Genomic DNA, 22,545 nt, shown 5'->3' with positions numbered 1-22,545 from the left:
CTGACAGATGGGAAAAGGCTAATGACTAAAAAGGGATCATTAGCCTTTTTATTTTAATACACTATATAGAATCGCGGAGACGCTTACTTCCAAACAGGTGAAAAAGGCTGTGTAAGAGTTGCCCTTCACCCGTAAACGACTTATTTATAGGGAGCCCGGAAGAAAGGTGAAGGTGAAGAGGGAATTGAAAATAAAAGATATGAGGGGATGTATCGCTTGTTTATAATGACTGACTTTTGAATCTTTTTAGTTTAGTTATAGCTAATTTCTTCGATGAAATGGGAGAAAATAAAAATCCTCCGCATCAAATGCAGAGGATTTTGTGATCGCGACAGGATTCAAACCTGTAACCGGCTGATCCGTAGTCAGCTACTCTATTCAGTTGAGCTACGCGACCTCAAATAATATAACTTGTAAATTTTTCAGTGACCGCGACAGGATTCAAACCTGTAACCGGCTGATCCGTAGTCAGCTACTCTATTCAGTTGAGCTACGCGGCCATTCTGTTAATTCAAAAAAGTGATCGCGACAGGATTCAAACCTGTAACCGGCTGATCCGTAGTCAGCTACTCTATTCAGTTGAGCTACGCGACCGTTATTTTGTTTTAACGGGTGCAAAGATACGGACTTTTCCCGAATTAGCAAGCTTTTCACCGACTTTTTTTGTAGAAAATTATTCTATGAACCGATAATTGAATAGTTGTAAACCTATACTTAGTCCGACATTCCACTCCCTTTTCGGTGAGCTATAATGATTTACATATGCAGAGATATCTCCAAAAGGCAATTGACATACAACAGAAATTTCTCCTAAATATTCAAACTTGGAGAAAGCTTTTCCGTAATATGCTTTATTCAACGAGTTTTTTTCGATTGGATAAATAGGCATAAAACCATAAAATTCTCCCCGAAGATGGAACATCTGGCTTAAACGGTAAATAGGCCGAATGCCGGCTCCGACAAATTGATTGGCACGAAAGGCTTCGTTGTAAGTCAATTTGCTATGTAATGTAGGAGAAAACTCTCCAGCTTGCATCATTGTGGCCGTATAGTTCTCGGAGAAGTTTTTGGAGGCATACAGGGCTTTCAAATACCATCCTAAAACCCAATGTTCACTCATATTATGATATTTCTCTTTCATATAAGATAATTGCAGCCAGGAGTGATGATCTTTGTTGTTACTGGTCGTACTTCCTTCGCCCGGATAGAATCGTTCTTTTCCAACGAAAATCTGGGCTACAAGGGCTTCTCTGTATCCACGTGTAGGATATTGTTTGGAATTAAGAGTACTTCCATTAAAACTAATTGATCCACCAAATAAATCATAGCGGCTTTTATCAAATTTGTCATTTCCGAAGTCAATGACACTTTTTTGAAAATATTTATCCTCTATTCTTGCAATTCCTACTCCAAACTCTGCTCGCTTGCTCGAAAGGAAAGGTAATCCAACCTGTAATTTCAAGAAACGTTCGTCTTTCTGGTTAAAGGCCGGTTTGTTATTTCGCGAAAAAAGTTTGTCCTTCTTAAAATAGTCGAAAGTACTGATCGAACCTATAAGACGATACGAGGTAGGAATGGCAGTGGCAAAGTCTATTTTTGCCATAAATTGCACGTTGTTATATACCTTTCCAAGTTGCCCGTCAAGAATAAACTCTTTGGCATAGTAGTTTAAGTCCTGATAACTAAGTCCCAGGTAGATCTGATTCGAATTGGAGGTGGATATGTTACCTCCCAGCCGTACAGCAAAGTTGTTTTCCAGTTTGACTTTTAAATGCAGATCATAGGTGTCATCTTCCGGATTATAAATTGCATGCGGTATGATTTCTGAAATCATTTTATCTGATAGCAATCGAAAATAACCTTGCTTTAAATCTTCATAGGTGAATTCTTTGTTATCCGACTTATGAAATTCTTTCTTCATATATGCCTGTTGTTGTGGATTAGCTCCATCAATGATGATATTTTTAAAACGTAGTTCCGGGAAATTACTACGGTATACCATTCTCCTTAAACGAATATTGTCCAGATTCACACGCCGATGGATACGGCTTTTGATAGAATCCATCATGCTGATGGTTCGATTATATCCTATATCATGTAATTCGTCGATGCGTTGAAAATCCATCAGGTTGACGTTGTCATATTTGAATGTCATTAAAATCCCCATAGAGTCCGGAATAGAATAGTCGGTTTTCTGCATCACCATATTCTCAATTTGACTCATGAGGTCATTTTCCTTGGGTTTAGTGGGATTGGTGGATACAACGCTTCCTATAATGACATCCGGATGAAAATCATCTCTCATGACGTCCGTGGGAAAGTTATTATAGATACCTCCATCGTAGGCCAGTACATTGTCTATTTCAATGGGTTTAAACATGAAAGGGAAGCTCATGGAAGCTCTGACGGCATCTCCTAAATCTCCTTCCTTCATGACTAACTGTTTTTTATTGTACACATCGGACGCAATGCAACGGAAAGGAACAAAAAGTTTATCAAAATCTCCCTTACAAGCGGCCGTAGCACGTGCATATAGGTCAACAAACACGAGATTCATTTGAATCGGGTTGACAACACTGGTAGGCAGGAATTGAGGTTTTAAACTCTTCAGTGAATCTTTGAATGAAAAACGAATATTGAAAAATTCGGGAGTGGGAAGATTCTTTTTGAAATGATATACGTATTTCTCTTCCACTTCTCCGGAATACCATCGTTTAAAGTCCTCCGATTTGAGTAGTTCTACCATGTCATCAGGAGAGTATCCCATGGCATACAAGGAGCCGATAATGGCTCCCATGGAAGTACCAGCAATGTAGTCAATAGGGATGTTGTTTTCTTCCAATGCGCGAATGATGCCGATGTGCGTCATTCCTTTGGCGCCACCACCGCTTAATACAAGTCCTACTTTTTGGGCATGGATAGCCGGGATAATCAGCCATAAAGTAATGAACACTAAAAAAATCTTTCTCATAACCCAAATCAAACAATTGAATTTTTTGTCTATTAAGTGTTCAAATATATACAATACTTTTCAATTAATCGATATTTTGCCGATCGTTTTAAATTGAAAAAGAGCATTACAACGTGTATTTAACGTTGAATGCTCTTTCTTGAAGTATGTGTAATGTTTAAAGGGGCGATATTAAATCAGCTCAATGCTACGTTTTACGAAGTTATTCAAAGCTTCACCTCTTAACATATTGTTTTGAAGTAAGGCCAGATCGATAAGCTGGCGGATAACTTTGTTATTGCTTGCATAGCCGATAAAGATAGCTTCTTTCTTGCTTTTCAGATCATCCCACTTCTTGTCGAGATCGTTTAATTCATCTTTTTCAGCTGTTGGGATGTCTTCTTCCTTTTTATCCTTCTGTTTGTCTTTCAACTCATTACGTTGTTTGTTGACGTTATCCATTTCGGAGAGTATCGGAGCTACTTCTGCTTGACAGGCATTCTCTTCTTCATTCAATACTTGTTTTATCAACTTGTGGTCTGAATTCAGGATCAGATTGAACATGTCAGGCATTTCGCCGTAGAAGCTCATTCCGGCTTGAATATTTGCCATTTCTTTCATACGACGCATATATTCGCTTTGAGTAATCATGACCGGAGCCGAATTTTCTCCCAACGCTTGCGTCATCACATTGAATTCAACCTTATCCATTTTAGGCAATTGGCTCTTGAAGGCTGTTGTGATTGCATCTTGTTTGTTGGCTTCCAGAGTTTCACCTTTCTTGTCTTCTTTTACAATCAGATTGTCAACAACATCACTGTCTACACGGGTGAAACGGGATTTCTCAAGCTTTTGCTCCAACATACTTACCATAGCTACATCTAACTGGCCATCCATGAGCAAGACATTATAGCCTTTATTGGTTGCAGCCTCAATATAGCTGTATTGTTCGTCCTTGTTATTTGCATACAGATAGATTAGATTTCCATCTTTGTCTGTCTGGTTATCTTTAATAAGGGTCTGATATTCCTCGAATGTGTAATGTTTGTCATTTGTATCGGTGAAAAGGGCGAATTTTTGCGCTTTATCATAGAAATCCTCTTGTGTGAGCATTCCATAATTGATAAATATTTTCAAGTCGTTCCACTTTTCTTCAAACTGCTTACGATCATTCTTGAATATAGACTGTAAACGGTCGGAAACTTTCTTGGTGATATAAGTTGAAATCTTCTTCACGTTTGAGTCGCTTTGCAAGTATGAACGGGAAACGTTCAACGGAATATCCGGAGAATCTATTACTCCATGTAACAAAGTCAGAAAGTCTGGTACAATGCCTTCAACAGAGTCTGTTACATATACTTGATTGCAATATAACTGAATCTTGTTCTTATTTAATTCTATATTGCTCTTTACCTTCGGGAAGTAGAGAATACCAGTCAGATGGAATGGATAATCCACATTCAGGTGAATCCAGAAGAGTGGTTCATCAGACATCGGATATAGCTTGCTATAGAATGATTTGTAATCTTCATCCGAAAGTTCGCTAGGTTTGCGTGTCCACAAAGGAGTGGTATCATTGATTATATTATCTTCAGCCGTTTCTACCTGTTTGCCGTCTTTCCATTCTTTCTTTTTTCCAAATGCAATAGGAACAGGAAGGAAGCTGCAATATTTCTTCAGAAGTTCGGAGATACGTGCTTCTTCGAGGAATTCTTTGCAGTCGTCATCAATGTATAAGATGATATCTGATCCACGGTCGGCTTTTTCTATTTCTTCAATAGTGAATTCAGGGCTGCCATCACAAGTCCATTTTACGGCTTTTGCATCGTCTCTGTATGATTTAGTGATAATCTCCACTTTCTTTGCAACCATAAAGGCAGAGTAGAAGCCAAGTCCGAAATGTCCGATAATGGCATTTGCATCGTTCTTATACTTCTCCAGGAAGTCATTAGCTCCAGAGAAAGCTATTTGATTGATGTACTTCTCTATTTCTTCTGCAGTCAAACCGATACCACGGTCAGAAATGGTAATAGTATCTTTGCCTAATTCAACGTGAACAGTTAAGTCACCCAGTTCACCTTTGAATTCGCCAATAGAAGCAAGCGTATTCAGCTTCTGAGTGGCATCTACCGCATTGGATACTAACTCGCGCAGAAAAATTTCATGGTCACTGTACAAAAACTTTTTAATGATAGGGAAAATGTTTTCTGTTGTAACCCCAATATTACCTTTTTGCATAATACGTATATTTTTTTAGTTTATCTATTGATTAATTTTAATTGATATTTGTCCATACAGAGACAAAAAAAATGCCAGACCCGAAGGTCTGACATTATGGCATATTAAATTATTTTCTTATTCAGGAAATAACTCTATTCCGGAGAAACAACTTTCATCTCCAATTCGCCTTTTTCTTCATTAAGGGTTACTTGAATAGTATCTCCCTCTTTTAAAGACGAGGAAATGATGAGCTCGGATAAACCATCCTCCAGATAGGTTTGAATTGCGCGCTTCAAAGGACGGGCGCCATATTGTATGTCATATCCCTTGCTAGCGATGAATTCTTTCGCCTTATCTTCAATAACAAGCTTGTAACCAATAGATTCTATTCTATCGTACAATCCTTTTAGCTCTATGTCTATAATCTTTGTTATCGCTTCCAGAGAAAGTTGATCAAACGTGATAATCTCATCTACACGATTGATGAATTCAGGCGCGAATGATTTATTTAGAGCTTTTTGTATAACACTTCGCGAGAATTCTTTATCATCCAGGCGGCTTTGTGTCGCAAAACCAACACGACGTCCAAATTCTTTCAGTTGGCGGGTTCCGATATTGGAAGTCATGATAATAACGGTATTTTTGAAATCTACCATTCTGCCATAACTGTCAGTCAGACGACCCTCATCCATTACCTGAAGCAGGATATTGAATACATCCGGATGTGCTTTTTCTATTTCATCAAGCAATACAATAGAGTATGGTTTACGGCGCACTTTTTCTGTCAGCTGGCCACCTTCTTCATATCCTACGTATCCCGGAGGTGCCCCAACCAAGCGTGAAACAGTGAACTTTTCCATATATTCACTCATATCGATACGAATCAGTGCATCGGCAGAACCGAACATATACTTGGCCAACTCTTTTGCTAGGTGAGTTTTACCAACTCCTGTCGGACCTAAGAACATAAACGTGCCAATGGGCTTATTAGGATCTTTGAGTCCTACACGGCTTCGCAAAATGGCTTTGACCAGCTTTTCTATAGCTGTGTCTTGTGCGATGACTTTAGCTTGCAAATCTTCTTTCATACCTGCTAGCTTGATGCCTTCGGCCTGTGCCATTCGTTGTACTGGAATGCCTGACATCATTGAGATAACATTGGCAATTTCTTCTGCATCAACAGTTTGCCTGTTTTCTTTTAGATTGGCTTCCCATTCTTTTTTCATCTCATCCAATTGGATAGAAAGTTCTTTCTCTTTATCACGGAAGCTGGCTGCAAGTTCAAAATTCTGCGATTTTACGGCTTCATTTTTCTTGTTTTTAGCTTCTTCGATCAGCTTTTCCTGTTCTTCTATCTCTTTGGGTACATTGACATTAGTAAGATGTACACGTGAGCCGGCTTCATCTAAAGCATCAATGGCTTTATCAGGGAAATTACGATCTGTGATATAGCGGTCTGTCAGCTTGACACATGCTTCCAATGCTTCATCTGTATAATACACATTGTGATGATCTTCATACTTATCCTTGATATTACGCAAAATCTGCAGAGTTTCGGCAGCAGTAGTCGGTTCTACAATTACTTTTTGGAAACGACGTTCCAATGCGCCATCTTTCTCAATATTCTTACGATATTCATCAAGAGTGGTGGCACCGATACATTGTATTTCTCCTCTTGCCAATGCTGGCTTTAGCATATTGGCGGCATCCATAGAGCCTGCCGCAGAGCCTGCGCCTACAATCGTGTGAATTTCATCAATGAATAATATAACATTCGGATTCTTCTGCAATTCATTGAGAATGGAACGGATACGTTCTTCAAATTGTCCACGGTACTTTGTTCCTGCCACAACAGCAGTCATGTCAAGAGCAACGACTCGTTTATCAAACAGGATACGCGAAACCTTTTTCTGAATGATTCTCAATGCAAGACCTTCAACAATCGCTGATTTTCCTACACCGGGTTCACCAATCAGAATTGGGTTATTCTTTTTGCGTCGACTTAATATCTGCGCTAAACGTTCGATTTCTCTTTCTCTGCCCACAACAGGATCCAACCGTCCTTCTTCTGCCGCTTTTGTCATGTCAGTACCGAAATTGTCAAGTACCGGCGTATCATTAGACGGCTTCTTGGAAGCGGTTTGTGCCTGTTGGCGTTCATCCGAGCCACCTCTGCCGGAACGAGGAGAAGACATTTCTTCGTCATCCTCATCGTCTTCCGAAAAGCCCATGCCGGAATTGATATCCGGCTGCAATGTAGCTTGCTCCAGTACTTTCACGTAGTTTATATCGTTTGCTTCAAGTACGGAAGCCGCCATATTGTTTTTTTCTCTTAAAATAGCCAATAATACATGTTCTGTATCAGCGATGTTACTTTTCATTCCACGAGCTTCTAAAATACACATTTTTAATATCTTTGCCGCATCATTAGATAACGGCACCTCTGCATCAGGCAATAACATTTCATCAGCTTCTGCCTTCAGCTGAGCTTCAATCTGTTGCTTTATAGCAGCCAGATTGGTGTTGAGTTTAGACAATATCTCGATAGCTTTTCCTTCACCGTCACGGAGTATTCCCAGAAGCAGGTGTTCGGGACCTATATACCTACTTCTCAACCGATTCGCTTCTTCCTTACTATAGACGATAATGTCGGAAACTCTTTGTGAGAATTGATTATTCATACTTTTTCCTTTTCTTCTAAGGGTTATTCACTGGCAAATATACGCATTTAATCAAGTTTGTATTGCAATATTTGCTTTATTTCTTATATCTACAAATGGCGTGCCATAAAAACAGTGTATTTGTATTATATATATAAGGTATAACAAATAATAGGCTCTTTTTTACCGATGTTATTTATCTTTCCATATTATATTTATCGTTTTTATCTTTTTATTTTTGTATTTTAAAGTTTGGCGGGTTATCGTCCCGGTCATGATAAAACTTTCTTTCTAAAAACTTTCGTATATCGGGGAAAAGTAGTACTTTAGCGTGGTTTTTCACAAACCGTAGAATGTATAATTAATAATCATTTTAAATGCTTGAACAAGACAGAATTATAAAGATTAACATCGAGGAGGAAATGAAGTCATCGTACATTGACTACTCCATGTCGGTCATCGTTTCGCGTGCCCTTCCGGATGTTAGAGATGGATTTAAGCCTGTTCACCGTAGAATTTTATACGGAATGATGGAATTAGGCAATACTTCAGACAAACCTTATAAAAAGTCAGCGAGAATCGTGGGTGAGGTACTTGGTAAGTATCATCCTCATGGGGATTCTTCTGTTTATTTTGCAATGGTACGTATGGCGCAGGAATGGGCAATGCGTTATCCTTTGGTAGATGGACAGGGAAACTTTGGTTCTGTGGATGGTGATAGCCCTGCTGCTATGCGTTATACAGAAGCTCGTCTCAATAAGTTGGGTGAAGCAATGATGGATGACCTGTATAAGGAAACCGTTGATTTTGAGCCAAACTTTGATAATACGCTGGTGGAACCTAAGGTGATGCCGACGCGTATCCCGAACCTTCTGGTGAACGGAGCATCCGGTATTGCTGTTGGTATGGCTACCAATATGCCTCCTCATAATCTTTCGGAAGTGATTGAAGCATGTGATGCATATATTGATAATCCGGAAATTACGGTAGAGGAACTGATGGAATTTGTTAAAGCACCGGATTTCCCTACTGGCGGATATATATATGGTGTGAGTGGTGTACGCGAAGCATATTTGACAGGTCGCGGACGTGTAATTATGCGTGCGAAAGCTGAAATTGAAAGCGGACAAACACATGACAAGATCGTAATAACAGAGATTCCTTATAATGTAAATAAGGCCGAACTGATTAAATATATTGCTGATCTTGTAAATGATAAGAAGATAGAAGGTATCTCAAATGCCAACGATGAGTCTGACCGTGATGGTATGCGTATTGTTATTGACATAAAACGTGATGCAAATGCAAGTGTAGTGTTGAATAAACTCTATAAAATGACAGCTTTGCAGACCTCTTTTGGTGTTAACAATGTGGCTTTGGTTCATGGACGTCCAAAAACGTTGAATCTAAGAGATTTAATTAAATATTTCATAGAGCATAGACACGAAGTTGTTATTCGTCGTACTCAGTTCGATCTTCGTAAGGCGAAAGAGCGTGCGCACATTCTTGAAGGTTTGATTATTGCTTCAGATAATATTGATGAAGTAATTCGTATCATTCGTGCTGCAAAAACTCCGAATGACGCAATAACAGGCTTGATTGAGCGATTTAACCTGACAGAAATTCAGGCTCGTGCAATTGTAGAAATGCGTTTGCGTCAGTTAACCGGTCTGATGCAGGATCAGCTTCATGCGGAATACGAAGAAATAATGAAGCAGATAGCTTATTTGGAAAGTATTCTGGCTGATGATGAAGTATGTCGTCGGGTAATGAAAGAGGAATTGTTAGAAGTCAAAGCGAAATATGGAGATGTACGTCGCTCTGAAATTGTTTATTCTTCAGAAGAATTTAATCCGGAAGACTTCTATGCAGATGATCAGATGATTATTACAATTTCTCATATGGGTTATATTAAACGTACACCGTTGACCGAATTCCGTGCACAAAATCGTGGTGGAGTAGGTTCGAAAGGTACGGAAACCCGTGATGAAGACTTTGTAGAGCATATTTATCCTGCTACCATGCACAATACCATGATGTTCTTTACACAAAAAGGTAAGTGTTATTGGCTGAAAGTATATGAAATACCTGAAGGAACGAAGAATTCTAAGGGCCGTGCTATTCAGAACTTGTTGAATATTGATTCGGATGATAATGTAACTGCATACTTGCGTGTGAAGAGTTTAGAGGATTCCGAGTTTATCAATAGCCACTATGTATTATTCTGTACTAAGAAAGGTGTAATAAAGAAGACATTGCTTGAACAGTATTCTCGTCCTCGTCAGAATGGTGTAAATGCTATAACTATCCGCGAAGATGATAGCGTAATTGAAGTTCGTATGACGAATGGAAATAATGAAATCATCATTGCAAACCGCAATGGTCGTGCAATTCGTTTCCATGAGGCAGCAGTTCGTGTAATGGGACGTACAGCAACAGGTGTACGTGGTATTACGTTGGATAATGATGGTCAGGATGAAGTAGTAGGAATGATTTGTATCAAAGATTTGGAGACAGAATCTGTAATGGTAGTTTCCGAACAAGGATATGGTAAACGTTCTGAAATTGAAGACTATCGTAAAACGAACCGTGGAGGTAAGGGTGTGAAGACCATGAATATTACCGAAAAGACAGGTAAGTTGGTAACAATCAAGTCGGTAACCGATGAAAATGACTTGATGATTATCAATAAGTCTGGTATCACTATTCGTTTGAAGGTAGCGGATGTTCGTATAATGGGCCGTGCTACTCAAGGCGTTCGTCTGATAAATCTTGAAAAACGTAACGACCAGATTGGTTCGGTATGTAAGGTTATGACAGAAAGTCTTGAAGATGAAATTCCGGCAGAAGAGGCAGAGGGTACAATCGTGAGTGATCCGAATGCTGATGTTCCTGATATTGATGATGCAGCGGACGTAAATGAAAACGAAAGCAATAACGAAATTGAGGAATAGACATAATATTAATAATTAATCAAACAACAATCATGAAAAGAGTATTATTTTCTATGGTTTTATTGATGGCTGTTAGCTTCTCATTCGCTCAGATGAAGAATGTGAAGGAAGCAAAGAGTATGGCTAATGACGTAAAACCTAATTTTAAGCAGGCTGAACAGCTTATTAAGGAGGCTATGAAGAATCCTGAAACGAAGGATCTTGCTGACACATGGGACGTTGCTGGATTTATTCAGAGACGTATCAACGAGGAGCAAATGAAAAATGCTTTTTTGAAGAAACCGTATGATACATTGAAAGTATACAATAGTATTCTGAAAATGTATGAGTACTATAATAAGTGTGATGAATTAGCGGAAATACCTAATGAAAAGGGAAAAGTTAAAAACAAATATCGGAAGGCTAATGCTTCCAGTATGTTGGCTGAACGTCCTAATTTGATTAATGGTGGTATTCAGTATTTCAACCTGGACAAGAATAAAGAGGCTTTGAAGTTCTTTGCAACCTATGTAGAGTCAGCTTCTTATCCGATGTTAGCTGATAAAGAATTGGCTAAAAACGATACTCTTCTTCCGCAAATTGCTTATTATGCAACATTAGCTGCTGATAGAGTAGGTGATAAAGATGCGATCATTAAATATGCTCCTATGGCTTTATCCGATAAAGATGGAGGTAAATTTGCAATGCAATTGATGGCTGATGCTTATAAAGCTAAAGGTGATACTGCTGCATGGATTAAGTCTTTGGAAGAGGGTATCCTTAAGTTCCCTGGAAATGATTATTTCTTCGCTAATTTGGTTGATTATTATAATAGCTCTAATCAAGCTTCTAAAGCTATGGAGTTTGCTGATAGAATGTTAGCTAATGATCCGAATAACAAGTTGTATTTGTATGTAAAAGCATATCTTTATCATAATATGAAAGAATATGATAATGCAATCGAATACTACAAAAAAGCTATTGCTGCTGATCCGGAATATGCAGAAGCATACTCTAATGTAGGTTTGGTATATTTGATGAAAGCACAGGATTATGCTGATAAAGCAACAACAGATATCAATGATCCTAAGTACGCTGAAGCACAAGCTGTGGTTAAGAAATTCTACGAAGAAGCTAAACCATTCTATGAAAAAGCCAGAGCTTTAAAACCCGATCAACAAGATTTATGGTTGCAAGGTCTTTACAGAGTTTACTATAACTTGAATATGGGACCTGAATTCGAAGAAATCGATAAGATGATGAAGTAAGATCGTTTTCTGAAAAAATATAAGAAGGCTATTAGAAATAGTAGTCTTCTTTTTTTTATTCAATAGTTTAAAGTAGTAATTGAAAAATCTTATATTTGATATGGACTTGAGTGGAACAGGTAAATTTCTTCATTTAAATAAAAATAGAAAAAGGAGTAAGGTCATTATATTACTCCTTTTTCTATTAAACATAATAAGTATTATTCCCTAATCTTGGATGCTCATTTTTTGCCTGATTTGATCAGCTGTTAATAACAAGCAATGGTGTATCTGAATGGAAAATCATTTTTCTGGCAATACTTGGATTAAATAATCGAGCAAATATATTCCTTTTGTAAGAAGTCAAAGTGATTATATCTATATGATTATCTTTGATATACTGATCAAGTCCTTTTAATAAATTATCATTCATCACTACGTCATAATGAATTTCAAGCCCCGGATATTGCTTGTGAAAATATTCTTTTATACCTGCTAGTTTTATTTCATTCCAGGTATCTTTAGAATCTGTAAGGTGTATCAAAGATACAGAAAAATGGAATGATTTCCAAGTATTAAAGAATGCCTCGAAAGCAATTAGATCTCTTTGATCAAAATTGGTAATAAAGGCAATCCGTTTTGCTTCACTAAACTGTTTAAATGGTGTATTTTCCGGAATAGCCAATACAGCCGTGCGACTCCTGTCAATAACTTCAGCGGTTACACTGCCAATTAAATCAATGTCTTTCTGATTTTTGCCTCGGGTACCCATAATGATAACCATAGGACGCTGTTCTTTAGCATATCTTAAGATTTCCTCCTCTGGAATACCTTCACGTAAGATGCAGCTATATTTAACGTTGGGAAATTCGCCTGATGCAACTTTTTCTTTTATCTTCTCTGATAAAGCATTGAGATCAGAATGGACTTTTTGGATAATCGTTTTTACAGATTCTTCATCTCCAATCTGGTAATTGAAAACATCCCCATAAGGCAACGACGATGCATAAATAGGCGTGAAATAGACATGCAACAGGATGACTTCTGCATTTTCTGTTTTTGCCAGGTTGAATGCAAATTCACATGCTTTCATCGAATAATTAGAGAAGTCGACGGGAATTAAAATCTTATTTGATTTATCTTTTACTTTGGGCTCCTTCTCTCCCACTATACTTTCAGACAGCCATGTAGAACTTTCTGTTATTTTCAAAGCACGTGGCAGATCGCTTTCTTTAATTCGTAAACGCACTCCCGATGAAACAACCGGTTGTATTTGATTAACGTTATGAATGTAGGTTTCTATACCTTCATTTTCCAAGACATTCTTTAAGATCTGCGCTTTGGTGTATGTCAGAATGGCCAGGGTTACTAATTTGTCTTCCATAAATGTACATTTTATAAGGTGAAAACAAATAAGAAATCCCAATTGTTTGATTCAATTGGGATTCAGTTTGTTATATTTTAAACTTGCACAGATTCGGTAGCCTGTTCTTTTTGCATACTCATATTCAATTCATCTAGGATTTTTAAAGCCCGATCAAGAACGGTCGTGTCATCCAACATTACAAGCCCACCATCTGGACCGGGCTCAAGATGTATTCCGACGCTTTTTCCCTCCTTGAAATTGTGTCCTCCGAAGAAGTTTCGCACTGTATCTACGTGCAAACCAAGTTCGTCTGCTATTCTATGCATGCTACCGCTAGGCAATGAATCTTTAATTTTACGAAGTTCATTAAACGTTATTGTTCTCATGTCTCATAAATTTAATGGTTAATACTATGTGATTTTTTTATCACGCTATAAACTTAAGCAAAAAAAAAGATAAAACAAATTATTTGCTTATCTTTTTTTCTTGAATATATAAAATCTATTAATGACCTTTATATCACCTCGATAGCAGAAGCAGGTACCCACCCGACTTTTCCATCTTCCAGTCGAATTTCTTTCCATTCTTTCATAGAGTTGTCTTTGACACTTACCTTTCTCCCTTCATGGAGAATAAACAAGCTAGTCCCACTCTCACTTGGAGTACTTCGTACTGTTACACTCGGATTCATTACTATCGCCTCACTTCGATTAACCAAATGCTCTTTTTGTTGCGAAGCAAAAAGATTAGAGCAAACAGTGACAATCAGCAAAATGATTCCTGATATGAATCCTATTTTCTTTAACATAATCTGTTTGGAGAATATAAAGAAATAGAAAGCGATAATCAATAGAATAAAGGAGACAATACCCCATGTGGCCCATGCATCTACACTCATACTATTTGTCAGAGATTTGATCCATGAAACAAAGAATACTTCAGGAACAGGTTCAACCTTATCTATTGTTTTTGCACGTGCCACTTCAAGATTAGCACGGATGTCACCATTTCCTGGTTGTAATAGCAGAGCACGCTCATAATTTAAAACAGCTTTCGCTATCTCCCCTATTTTATAATAACTATTTCCCAGATTGTAATAGACGTCGGCAGCTTCTCCATTTTTCAGTAATGCTTCATATATCTGAATAGCTGCTGCATAATCTTCTTTTATATATGCGGAATCTCCTTCAGCTTTTGTTGCATCTTCCAGTGTATTACTGGAAAATGTGGTATGCGAAGCGTGGATAGAATCAACTCCATTCGTTTGTCTAGTATCAATGCTTAACGAATCTTGTCCGAAACAAGTAAGCGACATTGATAATAATATAAAAAATAATATCCTTTTCATGACATAATCTCTTCTGGGTTAATGTTTTATTGAATTCTCCATTTTGCTTATTACTTCTATTGAAGAAGAATAAACTTTATCCATAGCTTGATTCTCATCACCTGGAGCAAACCGTGCAAATTCACAATCATTCAATGCATTCAGGAATTCTTTGATTAGTTCCTCATTTACTCCGTGATTTCTTAGTTTCTCTTCAATATTATCTTTAGATAAACGAGATACCGGAATATTCAGTTTGTCACTTATATATCCCCACAATGCCTTTAATACCTCATCGTAGAAAGCATCTTTTTTATTTTCGGAGAGTAATTTTCCTGCAAGCTTCATACGCTTCGTTGCCACTTTATTTGCTTTCTTCGTACGCATTTTAGCAACATTTGCATTTTCAGCAGCTTGCTTACGATAAATAATAAAGAAAATAATAAAGGCAAGAGCCGGAATGATATAGAATAACCAATATGTCATTGAACCATAGAAGAAACTTCCTTTAGGTTGGAGAGTAACTTCATTCTGTTTGATATAACGGATGTCTTCACCTAATACTTTCAAGTCCTCTTTATTCGTGAAGTTAGCAATTACTTGATCCGCATTACCTGCACCTTTCTCAACATTTACTACATAATCTTCTGTTTTCAGTGTTTTGTAAGACTTGGAGCGAATATCAAAATAGCTGAAAGATACTCCCGGAATCTTATATGTTCCGGCATGTCTCGGAATTGCTAAATATTCAATAACTTTATTGCCTGTGAGTCCTTCCCGGGTTAATCTGACTTGATTGTCTACTTTGGGATCATATACTTCAAAATCATCCGGGAATTTAATTTCCGGATTAGAAATCAACTTCAGGTTACCTGTACCGGATATTACCAGTTTAATAGTAATAGCATCATTGGTTTTCAGTTCCTTACTGTTGATAGAAGAAGATATATTGAACTCTCCCACTCCACCTGAAAAATCTGCAGGTTTACCCGTAGGAAGCGGATTGACATTTATTGCTATCTTAGGAGTGGAAATATTTTTTTTAATTTCAATGACATTACTTCCTCCATTGAAGAAGGCATCAAAAGGATCATCTGATTGCACAGGTTTTCCGATAGTCATCTGGAACTGTGCCGGATCAATATATAGCTTTCCTGATTGTTGCGGGAAGAGAACAAACTGGCGATAAACCGTTGTATAGTAATTACGTCCCTGATAATGCTCCGGAGTCCATCTTGCATTGGTTGTCATTTCTATTTCTTGAGAATGGAAACCTTTAAAGTCGGGCAATTTCGCATTATTAAGTTGTAAGTTGGATTCTCTGGTGTATATTTTATAGGTCAGGACAAAAGCCTCCTGTTCATACACATTTGTTTTACTGGCACTTGCCATAATAAAAAGGTCCTGATTAGAGACACTTGTACCAGATGAGGAATGTATAGAACCACTACTACTATTATTTTGTCCGCTATTGCCACCTTGATCTTGTGGCAATACTTTAATCTTTACTGAGTTTGCCACCATTTGGTCACCATCGGCAATAATGGAGGCACCGGGTATTGTGTATTCTCCGGCATTATTAGCCATTAATATGTATGTAAATGTAATACTGCTAGTAGATGTAACATTACCATTCACTATTTGAGTACTACTTTGTTGTGATCGGCTTGGACCCATCAATACATCAAAACCTTTGATTGATGGTGCCCGAAAATCTTTCACTTTTTGTGTAGTTACAATATACGACAGCCTGAATTGTTCGCCTACTACCACTGCATCAGGAGCAGAAGCAGTAAAAGACACCTTATCAGCAAACACATGAGTGCTATATGCTATCAATGCCATCAATATAATAATCAGTTTTTTCATTGCTTATGAAATTTATATCATCAACTTTATATTACCAATCTTTTTCCAAGCGACCGCCTTGCATAACTTTTTGTTGCTTCTTCACTTTATCCTGCACATCTTTCTCGTCCTGCATGACAGAATTCAGTAATTGTTCAGCATTTTCCTTTGACATCTGATTATCTTGTTTCTTTTCAGATTTCGGTGGTTGCTGCTGATCTTTCTTTTCATCTTGTTTCTGATCCTTCTGTTTGTCTTTATTCTGGTCCTGTTTCTGATCTTGCTTTTGCTGATCTTTGTTTTGGTCCTGATTTTGATCTTGATTCTGTTGATTTTGTTGGTCTTTCAGCATTTTCTGTGCAAGAGCCAAATTGTACCGGGTTTCATGATCGGTAGGATTATTACGCAGTGACATTTTATATGCATCTACAGCTTTGGCATAGTCTTTACCAGCCTGGAAAATTACTCCCATATTGTGATAAATATGGGCGAGTTTCATTTTATCTTTTTCTATTTTGCTGGCCGATACATATTGTTCCATGGCATCCTGAAACTTTTGCTGTTGCGAAAGGGTATTTCCCAGATTATACATGGATACCGTAGACTTGGGATTAGCTTCCAAGGCCTTCCGGTAGTTCACCTCTGCATCAACAAATACGCTATCATTAAACAGACGGTTTCCCTTACGGATATAGTCGCGTTCTGCTTTCTGAGCCGATACACCAGCTGCTGCTAACAGAAATACAGCGAATAGAATATATTTACTTTTTAACATACGTATAACTATTTCTTATTAGAAAACAGGTGAATGTTCTTAAATAAAGGATTTTTGCGATCCAGAATTAGGATTTCTGCCAATAACAATAGTAGAATAACCCATGCAATAGCCTGGAATTGTTCGTTAAACTCTGTATATACTTTCGACTCTACATCAGATTTCGCCATTTTATTCACTTCTTGATTGATGGCCTTTTGGGCTGAATTAGAATTATCTACTCGTACATATATACCTTTTCCTTCTTTTGCAATTTCCTGACACATAGCTTCATTCAAACGGGTAACGATCACATTACCTTCCCGGTCGCGGCGGTAATCATTCGTTCCTTCCACCGGTATTGGAGCACCATCAGGCATACCTACTCCCAATACACTTACCTGAATACCCTTTTCTGCCGCAGCTTTAGCAGCTTCCACTGCACCACCTTCATGATTTTCACCATCAGTAATAACAATAATGGCGCGTCCTACCCCTTCTTGCGGAGTGAAACTACGAGCTGCCAGATTGATTGCTTCCCCAATAGCTGTACCCTGTTTAGAAATCAACGAAGGACTAATGGATTCTAAGAACATCTTAGCGGAAATATAGTCACTTGTAATTGGCAGCTGTGTAAAAGCGTCACCGGCAAATACAATCATACCTACCTTATCATTATCAAGCTCATCTACTAATCTGGATATTAATCTTTTTGCTTTTTCTAAACGGCTAGGCTGTACATCCTGCGCTAACATAGAGTTTGAAATGTCCAAAGCAATAATTACCTCTACTCCCTTGCGTTTAACCGTTTCCAGTTTTGAACCGAATTGAGGGCGTGCCAGTAATACGGAGAACAAACCAATAGCAACAAAAATAATCCAGAATTTTACATCCGGACGATATTTGGATACGTCAGGCATTAACTGAGCCAACAAAGTCGGATCTCCGAAACGTCGGATATTCTTTCTCCTCTTGTAATTGGAATACAAGTAGAAAGCTGCTAAAAAAGGTAATAGCAACAATAAATATAAATATGTAGGTTCTCCAAATCGAAACATCTTCTTACTATTTTATGATTGGCAAATAACGATTGACAAACATCCTTATGGAATTTTCTTGAGTACCGAATTACGTAATAGTACTTCCAACAAGACACAGAGGAAAGCTGCTAAAGCAAACCAATGATATTCTTCGTCCCGCTTACTATACTCTTTTACATTCAGTTTCGTCTTTTCCAGTTTATCAATTTCTTCATATACTTCTTTAAGCTTCGAGTTGCTCGTAGCCCGGAAATAGTTACCATCTGTCGTTCCGGCAATCTCTGTCAATGTCTTTTCATCAATTTCTACCGGCATACTTACATATTGCACCGTATTTCCGACTGGATAAGGATAAGGAGCCATTCCATTGGTACCTACTCCGATGGTATATACACGAATACCAAAGCTTTTTGCTATTTCTGCCGCTGTCATAGGCGAAATATCTCCCTTGTTATTTGTACCATCCGTCAATAGGATAATAACTTTGGATTTCGCTTTGCTATCTTTTAAGCGGGTTACAGCATTTGCAATACCCATACCGACAGCAGTACCGTCAGTGATAAGACCACATTTGATATTATGTATCATATCCAACAATACAGCATGGTCTACAGTCAACGGACATTGGGTGAAAGTTTCTCCTGCAAATAATGTAATACCGATATTATCATTGGGACGTCCATTGATAAACTCTGCAGCTACGTCTTTAGCAGCTTCCAGTCTGTTCGGCTTCAAGTCTTCAGCCAGCATACTGGTAGAAACGTCGATAGCCAGCATAATATCAATTCCTTCTATCTCACTGTTCTGCCACTTATTAGTAGTTTGCGGGCGTGCAAGAACCAAAATAACTAGTACTAAAGCAAGGCAGCGTAATAGAAATGGAACATGCAACAAATAATTCTTATAACTTTTAGGTGTATGCGCATATACCCGGGCATCTGAAATTTGAAGAGTTGCTTCACTTTTCTTTTGCTTCAGGATATACCATACAATATACGGTATAAGCAATAATAGCAAAAACAGATATTCAATATTGGCAAAAACCATTTTATTTATGATTTAACAGTTTACTATTTAGTATTAAGCTATACATCCTTTATACAAAAAGATTGTATAACTGTAGACCTATATATATAAAGGTACCGATCAATGCTGCTGATAACAATGCAATTCCACAAATCAGCATAGCTTTAACACGTAAAGAACGTTTCTCAATAATAGTGATTTCCGTTGGTTGCGGTTTCTGATTTTCCTCTTCCGGTTGTTTGGTCTCATTGATAAAATCAATGGCATTAATCAAATTGGCATCGTTTTCATTCATCTGAGGATTATGCTTGGCGAACTTCACTAAATCAGCAGTCTGGAACAATAGTTTTAGGTCTGATATGGCCTCTTTATCATTCATTTCCAGTAACTGATCGATTATTTCAGAAGAAGTCATTTCCAATGCATTAAATCCGAAACGATCCTTAATATATGTACGAATAGCATCGGTAAGTTCGGTATAGTACTCCTTCGATTGCCCTTTCTGCCATACCTTCTCTGTCTTGATACGTTCTATCTCTTTCATTGCAGCCTGATGTGGCGGCAATTTAGGTTCAACTTTAATTTTACGGATAATCGGTTTATTATCACGTATGCGAACAATCAGATAGATCAGCAGGCCAAGCAAAGGTAAAGCCAGGAATGAACAAGCGATCAATCCATACCAGTCTTCCCATGCGAAAGGAGCTTTCATCACAGATTTTTGTCCGAAGAACTGGTCCGGATGTAAGGTGTCAACCGGCATTGAATATACTTTTAATGCGAGAGCTTTGGAGTTGTACACTTTCCCATCTACGGTAACTGGCATTGGCGGGAGATAATATAGAGCAGAGTCAAAAGAAGTGATAATGTACTCCTGCGTAATCACCATCCGCTGACGATCATTCAGGAATTGTGTATCTGGTTTGACTGTTTCTATAATTTCCACACCTCTTACCAGTGTATCAGTGTAAGCAGGAAAAATAGCACGCTGTTTGGCATCCATGGCTACTTGCAGTTGCACTTTCGCCTGTTCGCCGATCAGTATCTGCAGTGAATCAATTTTTGCTTCTACTGTAACAGACTGTGCTACTGCTTTACTGACAAACAATAGACCTAATAATGCTATCAGAATAATATTTCTATTCATCTTTGATTCCATTAATTTCGTTTGGCAAATAAATTCAACAATGCCTTTACGTAATCCTGATCGGTTCTGACGGATACAGCATCTACGTTACTTTTGGTAAAAGTATCGTTCAGTTCAGTCTGCTTTTGTATCCACCAGTCGCGATGTGCCCGGCGTACAGCTTTGGAAGAAGTGTCAATCCATTGTTCATGCCCAGTTTCTGCATCTTTGATTCGCATCAGTCCTACTGGAGGAAGATCACTGACTCTCCTGTCGTATACTTGCAATGCTACTACATCATGTTTCCTGTTAGCAATGGTCAGCGCATTCTTAAAGCTTTCCTGGTCAATAAAATCTGATAAGATAAATGCAGTGCAACGCCTTTTCATTACGTTTGTCAAATATTCCAAGGCAAGACGAATATTTGTGCGACGGCTTTCCGGTTGGAAATCAATTAATTCACGGATAATATACAAGATATGTTTACGTCCTTTCTTGGGAGGAATAAACTTCTCTATCCGGTCTGAAAAGAAAATCACACCTATTTTATCATTATTCTGGATGGCAGAGAAAGCAAGAGTAGCAGCGATTTCCGTCACCATATCTTTCTTTAACTGCTTGATCGTACCAAATTCCAAACTTCCGGAAACATCAACCATTAACATAACTGTCAGTTCACGTTCTTCTTCAAACACTTTCACATAAGGTTTATTGAAGCGCGCAGTCACATTCCAGTCTATGTCACGTATATCATCACCGAATTGATATTCACGGACTTCCGAAAATGACATACCCCTACCTTTGAAAGCCGAATGATACTGGCCTGCAAAGATATTGTTAGACAATCCTCGTGTCTTTATTTCAATTTGGCGAACTTTTTTTAGTATTTCACTTGTTTCCATTTATACAGTAGTTAATTAGTAGGTAGTTAAGTAGTCATGCATAGATATTTATGACTACTTATTGACTGTATTATAACTACAAATTAGGGTACTTCAACCTTATTCAGAATCTTACTGATGATTTCGTCCGAAGTCATGTTGTTAGCTTCAGCTTCGTATGTCAATCCGATACGGTGACGAAGAACATCATGTGCTACAGCACGTACATCTTCCGGAATAACGTAGCCGCGACGTTTGATGAATGCATACGTACGAGCAGCTAAAGCCAGATTGATAGACGCACGAGGTGAACCTCCGAATCCGATCATATCTTTCAGTTCCTTGAGGTCATATTTTTCTGGGAAACGAGTTGCAAATACGATATCTACAATATAACGCTCGATCTTCTCATCCAGATAGACTTGACGAACAACCTTACGTGCTTCAATAATTTCATCCGCTCTTAGAATAGGTTTCACATTGAACTTCTCACCATTGATATTCTGACGAATAATCAATTTTTCTTCTTCCAACTTCGGATAATCAATGACTACTTTCAGCATGAAACGGTCAACCTGTGCTTCAGGAAGCGGATAAGTACCTTCCTGTTCGATAGGGTTCTGAGTTGCCAATACAAGGAAAGGTTCCGGTAACATGAATGTTTCTTTACCAATAGTAACCTGACGTTCTTGCATTGCTTCCAGCAAAGCACTTTGTACTTTTGCAGGAGCACGGTTTATTTCATCAGCTAATACAAAGTTTGCGAAAATAGGTCCGCGCTGCACTTTAAAAGATTCATCTTTCTGACTGTAAACCATTGTACCGATAACGTCTGCAGGCAATAAGTCCGGCGTAAACTGGATACGGCTATATTTCGCATCAATCAGAGAAGCGAGTGTCTTAATAGCCAAAGTTTTCGCCAAACCAGGCACACCTTCCAAGAGGACGTGTCCATCGGAAAGTAATCCGATAAGCAGTGATTCAACCAAATGTTTCTGACCAACAATGATTTGGTCCATACCTGTCGTAAGATTGGTAACGAAAGCACTTTGTCTTTCAATCCGCTCATTTAGCTCGCGGATATCAATTGATTCAGCCATAAATACTTAATATTTTATTATTTAAATCCCATTAATTTTATGTAAGCCTTGCCTGTGTCATAAGGCT

General features: G+C 38.1%; 15 protein-coding genes and 3 tRNA genes. 2 read left to right on the top strand and 16 right to left on the bottom strand.

The genetic code is table 11. The features are described 5' to 3' along the window. Positions 1-323 precede the first annotated feature (323 nt). The 6 genes from KQP79_RS20350 to KQP79_RS20325 form a co-directional block, all read right to left on the bottom strand. Positions 324-397 (bottom strand) — tRNA-Arg (locus KQP79_RS20350). A 29-nt stretch (positions 398-426) separates the two neighbouring features. Then, positions 427-500 (bottom strand) — tRNA-Arg (locus KQP79_RS20345). Positions 501-520: 20 nt separating this feature from the next. Beyond that, a tRNA-Arg gene (locus KQP79_RS20340) sits at positions 521-594 on the bottom strand. Positions 595-673: 79 nt separating this feature from the next. Beyond that, complete coding sequence (locus KQP79_RS20335) at positions 674-2,971, bottom strand: patatin-like phospholipase family protein (RefSeq protein ID WP_004295962.1); 2,298 nt, start codon at positions 2,969-2,971, stop codon at positions 674-676. Positions 2,972-3,142: 171 nt separating this feature from the next. After that, a complete protein-coding gene (gene htpG / locus KQP79_RS20330; protein ID WP_004306065.1) occupies positions 3,143-5,188 on the bottom strand; it encodes a molecular chaperone HtpG in 2,046 nt (681 codons plus the stop codon). Between the two features lie 134 nt (positions 5,189-5,322). Further along, a complete protein-coding gene (locus tag KQP79_RS20325) occupies positions 5,323-7,851 on the bottom strand; it encodes an ATP-dependent Clp protease ATP-binding subunit (RefSeq protein WP_008775672.1) in 2,529 nt (842 codons plus the stop codon). 356 nt (positions 7,852-8,207) lie between these two features. Here KQP79_RS20325 and gyrA point away from each other — a divergent pair, with 356 nt between their 5' ends. Both gyrA and KQP79_RS20315 read left to right on the top strand, forming a co-directional pair. Further along, the gene (gene gyrA, locus KQP79_RS20320; RefSeq protein WP_004295965.1) at positions 8,208-10,784 is read left to right on the top strand and encodes a DNA gyrase subunit A; all 2,577 of its coding nucleotides are present in this window, start codon (positions 8,208-8,210) and stop codon (positions 10,782-10,784) included. Positions 10,785-10,816: 32 nt separating this feature from the next. After that, on the top strand, positions 10,817-12,031 hold the full coding sequence (locus KQP79_RS20315; RefSeq protein WP_004295966.1) for a tetratricopeptide repeat protein: 1,215 nt from the start codon (positions 10,817-10,819) through the stop codon (positions 12,029-12,031). Positions 12,032-12,272: 241 nt separating this feature from the next. Here the strand turns inward: KQP79_RS20315 and KQP79_RS20310 are convergent, their stop codons facing one another. The 10 genes from KQP79_RS20310 to KQP79_RS20265 form a co-directional block, all read right to left on the bottom strand. After that, a complete protein-coding gene (locus tag KQP79_RS20310; protein ID WP_004306068.1) occupies positions 12,273-13,394 on the bottom strand; it encodes a universal stress protein in 1,122 nt (373 codons plus the stop codon). A gap of 77 nt (positions 13,395-13,471) precedes the next feature. Then, positions 13,472-13,762, bottom strand: coding sequence for a hypothetical protein (locus KQP79_RS20305; protein WP_004295969.1), 291 nt, complete (start codon positions 13,760-13,762; stop codon positions 13,472-13,474). A 128-nt stretch (positions 13,763-13,890) separates the two neighbouring features. Next, positions 13,891-14,724 (bottom strand): tetratricopeptide repeat protein, encoded by an 834-nt coding sequence (locus tag KQP79_RS20300; RefSeq protein WP_004310413.1) that lies wholly within the window; start codon positions 14,722-14,724, stop codon positions 13,891-13,893. Between the two features lie 18 nt (positions 14,725-14,742). After that, the gene (locus KQP79_RS20295; protein WP_004310412.1) at positions 14,743-16,572 is read right to left on the bottom strand and encodes a BatD family protein; all 1,830 of its coding nucleotides are present in this window, start codon (positions 16,570-16,572) and stop codon (positions 14,743-14,745) included. A 31-nt stretch (positions 16,573-16,603) separates the two neighbouring features. Beyond that, complete coding sequence (locus KQP79_RS20290; RefSeq protein WP_004295972.1) at positions 16,604-17,326, bottom strand: tetratricopeptide repeat protein; 723 nt, start codon at positions 17,324-17,326, stop codon at positions 16,604-16,606. Between the two features lie 8 nt (positions 17,327-17,334). Further along, on the bottom strand, positions 17,335-18,363 hold the full coding sequence (locus KQP79_RS20285; RefSeq protein WP_004295973.1) for a VWA domain-containing protein: 1,029 nt from the start codon (positions 18,361-18,363) through the stop codon (positions 17,335-17,337). A gap of 45 nt (positions 18,364-18,408) precedes the next feature. Next, positions 18,409-19,392: a vWA domain-containing protein gene (locus tag KQP79_RS20280; RefSeq protein ID WP_004295974.1), complete on the bottom strand. Its 984-nt coding sequence runs from the start codon at positions 19,390-19,392 to the stop codon at positions 18,409-18,411. Between the two features lie 49 nt (positions 19,393-19,441). Next, positions 19,442-20,530, bottom strand: a complete 1,089-nt coding sequence (locus KQP79_RS20275) for a hypothetical protein (protein ID WP_004312449.1) — start codon at positions 20,528-20,530, stop codon at positions 19,442-19,444. After that, positions 20,530-21,399: a DUF58 domain-containing protein gene (locus tag KQP79_RS20270; protein WP_004295976.1), complete on the bottom strand. Its 870-nt coding sequence runs from the start codon at positions 21,397-21,399 to the stop codon at positions 20,530-20,532. The genes KQP79_RS20275 and KQP79_RS20270 overlap by 1 nt, the downstream gene beginning before the upstream one ends. Positions 21,400-21,482: 83 nt before the next feature. After that, the gene (locus tag KQP79_RS20265; protein WP_004295977.1) at positions 21,483-22,478 is read right to left on the bottom strand and encodes an AAA family ATPase; all 996 of its coding nucleotides are present in this window, start codon (positions 22,476-22,478) and stop codon (positions 21,483-21,485) included. Positions 22,479-22,545 lie beyond the last annotated feature (67 nt).

Origin of the sequence: Bacteroides sp. DH3716P, from assembly GCF_025914115.1 — a bacterium.
Taxonomy (GTDB): Bacteria; Bacteroidota; Bacteroidia; order Bacteroidales; family Bacteroidaceae; genus Bacteroides; species Bacteroides ovatus.
The sequence above is the reverse complement of the archived record's forward strand: the minus strand, read 5'-3'. Positions and strand labels throughout refer to the sequence as shown.

Bases quoted from the DNA above. Each gene is read 5' to 3' on its own strand.
- KQP79_RS20335 (WP_004295962.1), bottom strand. From the start codon at position 2,971: ATGAGAAAGATTTTTTTAGTGTTCATTACTTTATGGCTGATTATCCCG.
- htpG (WP_004306065.1), bottom strand. From the start codon at position 5,188: ATGCAAAAAGGTAATATTGGGGTTACAACAGAAAACATTTTCCCTATC.
- KQP79_RS20325 (WP_008775672.1), bottom strand. From the start codon at position 7,851: ATGAATAATCAATTCTCACAAAGAGTTTCCGACATTATCGTCTATAGT.
- gyrA (WP_004295965.1), top strand. From the start codon at position 8,208: ATGCTTGAACAAGACAGAATTATAAAGATTAACATCGAGGAGGAAATG.
- KQP79_RS20315 (WP_004295966.1), top strand. From the start codon at position 10,817: ATGAAAAGAGTATTATTTTCTATGGTTTTATTGATGGCTGTTAGCTTC.
- KQP79_RS20310 (WP_004306068.1), bottom strand. From the start codon at position 13,394: ATGGAAGACAAATTAGTAACCCTGGCCATTCTGACATACACCAAAGCG.
- KQP79_RS20305 (WP_004295969.1), bottom strand. From the start codon at position 13,762: ATGAGAACAATAACGTTTAATGAACTTCGTAAAATTAAAGATTCATTG.
- KQP79_RS20300 (WP_004310413.1), bottom strand. From the start codon at position 14,724: ATGAAAAGGATATTATTTTTTATATTATTATCAATGTCGCTTACTTGT.
- KQP79_RS20295 (WP_004310412.1), bottom strand. From the start codon at position 16,572: ATGAAAAAACTGATTATTATATTGATGGCATTGATAGCATATAGCACT.
- KQP79_RS20290 (WP_004295972.1), bottom strand. From the start codon at position 17,326: ATGTTAAAAAGTAAATATATTCTATTCGCTGTATTTCTGTTAGCAGCA.
- KQP79_RS20285 (WP_004295973.1), bottom strand. From the start codon at position 18,363: ATGTTTCGATTTGGAGAACCTACATATTTATATTTATTGTTGCTATTA.
- KQP79_RS20280 (WP_004295974.1), bottom strand. From the start codon at position 19,392: ATGGTTTTTGCCAATATTGAATATCTGTTTTTGCTATTATTGCTTATA.
- KQP79_RS20275 (WP_004312449.1), bottom strand. From the start codon at position 20,530: ATGGAATCAAAGATGAATAGAAATATTATTCTGATAGCATTATTAGGT.
- KQP79_RS20270 (WP_004295976.1), bottom strand. From the start codon at position 21,399: ATGGAAACAAGTGAAATACTAAAAAAAGTTCGCCAAATTGAAATAAAG.
- KQP79_RS20265 (WP_004295977.1), bottom strand. From the start codon at position 22,478: ATGGCTGAATCAATTGATATCCGCGAGCTAAATGAGCGGATTGAAAGA.